The organism is Nocardioides pelophilus (assembly GCF_014180685.1).
GTDB lineage: Bacteria > Actinomycetota > Actinomycetes > Propionibacteriales > Nocardioidaceae > Nocardioides > Nocardioides pelophilus.
Genome location: NZ_JACEHF010000217.1, coordinates 1 through 6226, shown reverse-complemented (window position 1 = coordinate 6226; position 6226 = coordinate 1). Strand labels below are relative to the sequence as shown.

General features: G+C 71.6%; 7 protein-coding genes and 1 tRNA gene. All 8 read right to left on the bottom strand.

What is annotated here, in order from left to right; translation table 11 throughout:
* A partial coding sequence (locus H0488_RS21430; RefSeq protein WP_183101242.1) for a catalase occupies nt 1–769 on the bottom strand: 769 nt, incomplete at its 3' end.
* 106 nt (nt 770–875) lie between these two features.
* On the bottom strand, nt 876–1730 hold the full coding sequence (locus H0488_RS21425) for a Bax inhibitor-1/YccA family protein (protein WP_183101241.1): 855 nt from the start codon (nt 1728–1730) through the stop codon (nt 876–878).
* Nucleotides 1731–1823: 93 nt separating this feature from the next.
* Nucleotides 1824–3353, bottom strand: coding sequence for a glycoside hydrolase family 5 protein (locus H0488_RS21420; RefSeq protein ID WP_183101240.1), 1530 nt, complete (start codon nt 3351–3353; stop codon nt 1824–1826).
* A 32-nt stretch (nt 3354–3385) separates the two neighbouring features.
* Nucleotides 3386–4075 carry an SAM-dependent methyltransferase gene (locus H0488_RS21415; protein WP_183101239.1) on the bottom strand — a complete coding sequence of 230 codons (690 nt, stop codon included), beginning with the start codon at nt 4073–4075 and terminating at the stop codon, nt 3386–3388.
* A gap of 56 nt (nt 4076–4131) precedes the next feature.
* Nucleotides 4132–4205: transfer RNA gene (locus H0488_RS21410), tRNA-Leu, on the bottom strand.
* A 38-nt stretch (nt 4206–4243) separates the two neighbouring features.
* On the bottom strand, nt 4244–4810 hold the full coding sequence (def, locus tag H0488_RS21405) for a peptide deformylase (protein ID WP_183101238.1): 567 nt from the start codon (nt 4808–4810) through the stop codon (nt 4244–4246).
* Nucleotides 4811–4834: 24 nt separating this feature from the next.
* Nucleotides 4835–5440 carry a glycine cleavage system transcriptional repressor gene (locus H0488_RS21400; protein WP_246372653.1) on the bottom strand — a complete coding sequence of 202 codons (606 nt, stop codon included), beginning with the start codon at nt 5438–5440 and terminating at the stop codon, nt 4835–4837.
* Nucleotides 5441–5501: 61 nt separating this feature from the next.
* Nucleotides 5502–6226, bottom strand: a 725-nt coding sequence (locus tag H0488_RS21395; protein WP_183101237.1) for a hypothetical protein, incomplete at its 5' end; no start/stop codon positions are given.

Sequence of the window (6226 nt, the reverse complement as noted above, 5' to 3'; positions counted from 1 at the left end):
CGGCGACGCCGGTCACCCTCAGGGTGCCCGCGTCGAAGACCTCAGCAGGCCGCCACACCGACATCGGGTCGTGCGGGTCGTCACCCTCACCCGCGACCGCCACTTCCAGCGTGTGCTCGACCGGCGCCACCGCGAGCCGCGCGACGATCTCCTCGCGCAGCCGGTCCCGCCCGGTGAGCTTGTCGGGGAGCCGGTCGTCCTTGGTCGCCTTCGGGCGGAACGTGTAGCGCACCCAGCGCTGCGAGCCGTCGGCAGCAGTCCAGCGGTAGGCGTGGATGGGGTAGAAGGTGGCTTCGGCGTACGACGCGGGCGCGACCAGCGCCTTGGCCTTCGCGTTCGCGAGCAGCGGCGGGAGGGCTAATCGATGGCGGGCGACGAACCGCGCCAGCTTCACCGGCGAGGCCGCCGCCTCGACCAGCGCGACGAACGCCTCAGGGGTGCGAACGGGGAAGCGCGGCGCCGTCTGTCCGAGCAGGTCGGTCGCCGTACCGTCCGGGAGCCGGAAGGAGACCGCCATCCCGCGGACGTCCGGCACGCCGTCGGGGGCATTGCGCTTCCCGCCGCCGTTCGACCAGCGGACCAGGATCGGGACCTCGGTGCCTTGCAGGTGGAGCGCCCGGCAACGGGCGGCCGCCTCCGGCGTGGCCGTGAAGGTCCCTTCGTAGAACGCGCCCTTGGCGTGGAGCGTCCGGTACTCGCCGTGCGGCTTCCCGAACACCGCCTGGATCCGGTCGATGGCCTCGACCGGCGTCGGGTCGCTGGACGTCATGCCGGGACCTTACCGGGCAAAATGGACCGAGGGCCCCGGATCGCTCCGGGGCCCTCGGCTTGCTCTCGGTGGTCGAGGAGGTCGCTCTGGCGACCGTCTCGAGACCTCAGTCCTGTTGCAGGATCGCGAGGATCCGCAGCAGGTTGGTGTAGATCCAGACCAGGCTCACGGTCAGCGCGAACGCGGCCCGCCACGACTCCGCGGCCGGGATGCCGTTGCGGACGCCCTGCTCGATGAAGTCGAAGTCCAGGATCAGCATGAACACACCGAGCACCAGACCGGCGACCGCGAAGACCAGGCCGAGCCCCCCGTTGCCGTAGAGGCCGAGACCCGCGCCGAACAGGCTGAGGACGAGCTCCATCATGCTGAGCGCGACCATGCCGAACATCGCGGCGATCACGAAGGTCCGGAACTTCTGGCCGACCTTGATCTCGAAGAACTTGTACGCCGCCAGGGTGCCGGCGAACGCGGCGAAGGTGCCGAGCACCGCCTGGGTCACGATGCCGCCGTAGTCGGAGTTGGCGCCGTAGACCGCGTCGTACAGCTTGCTGAGCGCACCGAGGGCGACACCCTCGAACACCGCGAAGGCGATGACCAGCGGCGGGCTGACGACCCGCTTGAAGGAGTTCACCATCGACAGCGCGAAGGCGCCGAGGCTACCGATCAGGATCGCCGCGCTGAGCGTCGGGATCGCACCCTCGGGGTCGTTGGTGATGTCGCCGGTGAGGATCCAGGTCGCGGCAGCGGTCAGGATCACCACACCGAGCGTGATCGCGGTCGACTGGACGACGGTGTCGATCGTCATCCGGCCCGCGGTCGGCGGGGCGGTCGGGGCGTAGGCACCCGGCTCGCCGCCATGGCCCTGCGGCGACGGCGCATAGCCCGGGTACAACGTCTGGCCGTACGGGGAGGCTTGGTTGAACTCCTCCGACCGACGGAACACGGGGTTGTTGCTCTGCATGGTCTCCTCCGAAGGGATTCCTGAGTAGGTGACCCCCAGTCTAGGGAGTCAGACACAAGAACAACGTCCGGCGCCCCCTGGACGTTCCCGTCGTCAGCGTCCCTGGATCGTCACGGTCACCGCGCCGTCACCCGTGGGCCGCACGTGCACCATCCGCCCGGGCTGCCGGACGGCGGTGCCGCCCGCGACCTGCACCGAGTACCCGTCCGGGTAGTGCAGCGGGCTGACGAAGATCTCCGTCGGCGCCGCGATCCGCCGGTCGGGCCGGAACCGGAGTCGGAAGTCGCCCGTCGTCTTGTCGAACGACATCGCCGTCGGCACGCCGGCGACGGCCTGGGCGTAGGTCCGCACCAGCGTCCGCAGCTTCTCCACCTTGACCGTGGAGCGATCGGCGTCGTCGGCGAACATGCCCTGGGCGTCATCGGCCGTGGTCGGGTCGTCCCAGCGCTTGTAGGCCCAGTGCAACCAGCCCATCAGGTGCTCGTCGGCGACCGCGGCGTCGATCTCGATCGCACGGACGTTGTCGGTGGCGCCCCACTCGCTCATCATCGGCACCGCGTTGATGTGGGCGGCCTGCTCGAGCGCGTGCTGGTTGCGGTCACGGCTGAACTCCCAGCAGTTCTCGACGTCGGCGATCGGCGGGGGCACGCCCTGCGACTCCAGGAAGACGTCCTGGCAGTAGTTGTGCCACGACAGGCCGAGCCGCCGCTCGCCGGCCATCGGCTCGAGGAACGTCGGGATCTTCTGGCCACCGGAGAACTGCTGCGGCTCCCACCACACGATGTTCCGACCGTCGATCCGACGGATGGCCGCGGTCGCCTGCTCGTAGGCCGGCTGCAGCTCGTTCGTGTATGACGACTTGCAGCCCGTCGTGAGACAGGTCGGCCACTCCAGACCCATCCACGGCTCGTTGATGAGGTCGTAGCCCATCAGGTAGGGCTGCGTGCGCCACCACCGCGCGGCGACCTCCCAGGCCGCGACCCAGCCGTCGAGCAGCCCGTGCTTGTTGGCCCAGAACTGGTCGAAGACCGTCGACGTCTCGGGCGTCCAGTAGCCGAGCGGGAACGGTGCGGTGACCGGCGGCAGCAGGTTGTACGGCGCGGGCCGGATCATCGCCCAGTCCGGCGCGCCCTCGCCGCCGTACGTCTCGTGCCACTGGTCCTGGTGCGCGTCGAGCTGCATCCAGATGCCCTGGTCGGCCAGCATGTCCATGACCCGTTGCCACCGGTTCCGGTAGGCAGGGTCGCCCACGCCGGGCTCGTCGGGCGTGATGCCCGCCCAGAGGGTGCCGAGCCGGACACCGTTGAAGCCGTGGCGCTTGAGCCAGCGCGCGTCCTCGCCGGTGAAGCCGGCGGCCGTCGCCGGTGGGGCGTACGGCGCGTGCTTCCACACCAGGTTGAAGCCGTGCACGATCACGACCCGGCCGTGCTGGTCGACCATCCACCGGCCCTTGCGGCGCAGCTGCGGACTGTCCGGACCGGCGGCAGTGCTGGCGGCGGTGCTGGCGGCCACCCTCGTGCCGGCGTCGGAGCGCTGGTCGCCAGCAGCCCCGGCGCCGGGCGCGATGCCGACCAGGAGGGCAGCGGCGACCAGGGCGATAGAACACGTTCTACGTCGGCTCACGTCGGGACAACGACGGGAGGCCGGGAAGGTGACTACCGCCGTCGGAGCCGGACCACCGTGTCGCGGACCTGGATCGGGCCCTCGTCGGTCTGCTGCTCGCGGACCGGTGAGTCCGCGACCTCGACCTCCCAGGTGTCCGAGGACCCGCCCTCGACGCCGAGCGCGGCCAGCACCTGCTCGGGCGGGAACATCAGGCCCGGCCCGTGCGGCCGGCGGGCGCCGCTCTCCTCGTCGTCGGGGTGGTGCCCGACGACAAGCAGCCGGCCGCCGGGCACGACCGCCGCGGCGATGTGCCGGTACACGTCGTCGAAGTCCTCCCGCGGCACGTGCATGAAGTGCGCGGAGACCAGGTCGAAGCCGCGCGCGTGACGCGGGTGCCGCGGCGGATGCCCGGCGAGCACGTCGTACTCCCCCACCTTGACCCGGTCGTCGACCTTGCGCTCGATCGCGTGCTCCGCGGTGCGGTCGAGCGCCACCCGCGACACGTCGACGGCGGTGACCTCCCAACCCTGCTCGGCGAGCCAGATCGCGTCCGCGCCCTCGCCGCAGCCGACGTCGAGCGCGTGGCCGGGCGTGAGGTCGGCGGTCTGCTCGACCAGCCGCTGGTTCGGCCGGCCGCTCCAGACCCGGTCGCTGCCGGCGTACCGGGCGTCCCAGAACTCGCGGGTGAGCGCCTGGCGCAGCTCGTCGAGCGTGGCGTGCTCGTGATGTTCGTGCTTCATGCCGACCACTCTGCCGCTTCAGGTCGGCCTGAACACAACCCCTTGCAGTGGTGTCGTGCCCCCGCTGGGGTTCGAACCCAGACTGAATCGCTTTTAAGGCGACTTCCTCTGCCGGTTGGGATACAGGGGCGTGTGGTGGTGCCGTGACCAAGTCTGGGTCATCAGGGGTCATAAGTAGGTCTGACGCGGGTGTACGGCGTGCGCGCCGGCCACCCGGTCGAGGAACAGGTAGCCCTGGCAGTGGTCCATCTCGTGCTGGAGCGCGCGGGCCTCGAAGGCGTCGGTCGCGATCGTCACCTGCTCGCCGGTGCGGGGCAGCTGGCCGGTGACGACCAGCCGGCTGGCCCGCTTCACGTCGCCGGTGAAGTCCGGGACGCTCATGCAGCCCTCGCGGGCGCGCTCGTTGCGGCTCGCCTCGACTACCTCGGCGTTGCACAGGACGAAGGTGCCGTGGTGGGTGCGGGCCTTGGGGTGGGCGGAGACGTCGACGCTGAAGATCTGCGCGGCGACGCCGACCTGCTGGGCGGCCAGGCCGACGCAACCGGGGCTCACCCGCATCGTGGCGACCAGGTCGGCGGCCAGCTGGACCCACTCCGGCGCGGCCGGGTCGATCCGCTCGCCGGCCGTGGCGAGCACCGGGTCCGGGGCGCACACCACCTCGAGGACCCGCCCGGCGACCCCGAGGTCCGCCTCGGTCCACGCCAGCAGCCGGTCGCTGTCGCGCTGCTCGGTCATCTCCTGGGACCCCCACTGCGTTGTTCAGTGGAGGAGCGAAGCGGGGGAGCTGAAGAACGGTGTGGGGAAATCACAGCTCGTCGGCCTCGACCGCCCGCAGCGTCGCCGTGACCCCGACCTGCTGCGCGGTCGCCTTGNCTGCTGCGCGGTCGCCTTGATCGCGGCCTCGACCGCGGCGACGTCGGCCGCCGCGGGAAGGTCGAGCTCGGCCACCAGCAGGTAGAGCGAGCCGGACAGCCGGGTCGTCAGGTCGGTGATGTTGCCGCCGGCCGCGGCGACCTCCCGCGCGACCGCGGACACGATGCCGGGGCGGTCGCCACCGTGCACCGTGAGCACCCACGAGCTCGCCGCACCCGTCGGGGTCGGCTCGTCGGTCACCGGCCGGACCGCGACGTCGAGGTCGCCGTCGGCGGTCAGCGACGCGAGCGCCTGCTCGATCTCGCGCGGGCCGACCGACTCGTCCGCGCCGACCGTCGAGCAGAGCAGCATCATCGCGAAGTGCCCGCGGAGCAGGGTCATCGTCGAGTCCTCGAGGTTGAGCCCGAGACCCGCGAGGCCGGCGGTCGCCTCGGCGATGATCCCGGGCCGGTCGTGGCCGAGGACGGTGACGGCGTACAGGCGCGTGGTCATGCCCGCATCCTCCCAGCCGGCCTCCCCGCAGGCGAGGCCCGAGGGTGGCGCACCGGTCGACTCAGTCGACGGTGACCTCGATCTCGACGGTGCCGTGGTTGTCGCCGTACGCCCCGGGCGTGCCGGCGAAGCCGTAGCCGTCGGCGAAGCCGAGGTAGAGGGTGGTGGCGTCGTCGGGTACGACGACCTCCTGCAGCTCCCCGTCGCCGGTCTCGCCGTCGCCGATGAAGAACGGCTCACCGAGCTCGGGCTCCTGCTTCGCCTCCTCGTCGGCGTCGGTCAGGTCGACCATCTCGTCATCGGAGCGCGACGGCTGCTCCTCGCCGACGAAGACCCCGACCACGAAGAGCGTGCGATCGGCGTGGGCGACCCCGGCGATGCCGTTGAACCCCCGGAGCGCCGTCGTGCCGAACGTGAGCTGGCCGCCGTCGGCGGGCTCCGGCTCGCAGCCGGTGCACGCACCCAGCTCGCCGTCGACGGACGGGAAGGACACCGTCCCCGCGCCCTCGACGTCGATCGAGATCGGCTTTGTGCCCGGGTCGCTCAGCAGCGCCTCGTCCTCCTCGTCCGCACCCGCGAGGTAGATGTCGGAGGTGGCCGGCACCTTGACGGTCGTCCTCTCCCCGCCACCGGTCAGGAGGATCACGGCAGCCGCGGCGCCGACGACGCCCACCCCGCCGGCTGCCACCACCGCGCCGACCTTGAGTGCGACCCCCTTCGAGATCCCGCCGGCCGCCGCGTGAGCGCTGCCGTGGCCGGCCGCCTGGGCACCGGCCGCCTGGGCGC

What these genes read in the sequence shown, in the direction of transcription:
- H0488_RS21425 (WP_183101241.1), bottom strand. Translation starts at nt 1,730, where the DNA reads ATGCAGAGCAACAACCCCGTGTTCCGTCGGTCGGAGGAGTTCAACCAA.
- H0488_RS21415 (WP_183101239.1), bottom strand. Translation starts at nt 4,075, where the DNA reads ATGAAGCACGAACATCACGAGCACGCCACGCTCGACGAGCTGCGCCAG.
- def (WP_183101238.1), bottom strand. Translation starts at nt 4,810, where the DNA reads ATGACCGAGCAGCGCGACAGCGACCGGCTGCTGGCGTGGACCGAGGCG.